The following is a 685-nucleotide window of genomic DNA, read 5'->3' as shown; positions in this document are numbered from 1 at the left end:
TAAGGATTTTAGCACGATGCTAAAGCATATTGAAGAAACTACGCCCCTACGCAAGACGGTTGATACCTCCGAAGTTGGAGATACCGCGTTATTCCTATTTTCCCATTTATCGAGAGGCATTACGGGAGAAGTTATCCATGTTGATGCAGGATACCATATTACGGGGATGTAAGGAGGGAACGCTGTGCTTGTTACGCATACGGATTGCCGTATTATCTCACCTGAAGGGATTAAGACAAGGGAGCGTCTGGAGCGGGATGTTACGATCTTCTCCCGTATGTTGGCTCTCCGAGGAATTCCTGAAGAAGGCAGAGTGATTCTGAAGGCGGCCAATTCTTATTATTTTGTTGTGTCTCTGTTCTCCCTGTGCAACATTGCTGTTTCGGTGACTGTAGTGGACGAGCAGACTGTGCTCGATGAGGTAGCCCAAATCTATGATGAAGCGGGTGCCTGCTGCATCCTGACGGATTGCGATCTAGAACTTCCTCATGCGCTCGTTATTCTGATTCAAGATCTAATTCAAGAAGAATCCGTACACCCGCATTGGGTGGGAGAGCCAGAGATTGAAGCCCTCGACTTTAACAAGTGGTGCGAGAGGCCGGATGCCCTCATTCTGTATTCTTCTGGTACGACGGGAAAACCCAAGGGAATCGTGAAGGCTGGATCTGCTTTCATGGACAATATC

Annotated in this window: 2 protein-coding genes; both read left to right on the top strand. The window is 48.0% G+C overall.

Translation table 11 applies throughout. The features are described from left to right. Nucleotides 1-172 (top strand): SDR family oxidoreductase (locus L693_RS29135; protein ID WP_155983808.1); only part of this gene is annotated, 172 nt, incomplete at its 5' end. Nucleotides 173-184: 12 nt separating this feature from the next. After that, on the top strand, nucleotides 185-685 hold a 501-nt coding region (locus L693_RS0110325; RefSeq protein WP_025717190.1), incomplete at its 3' end, for an AMP-binding protein.

The sequence above is a fragment of the Paenibacillus sp. 1-18 genome (assembly GCF_000520755.1).
Taxonomy (GTDB): Bacteria; Bacillota; Bacilli; order Paenibacillales; family Paenibacillaceae; genus Paenibacillus; species Paenibacillus brasilensis.
This window is presented reverse-complemented; position numbering and strand designations above follow the sequence as displayed.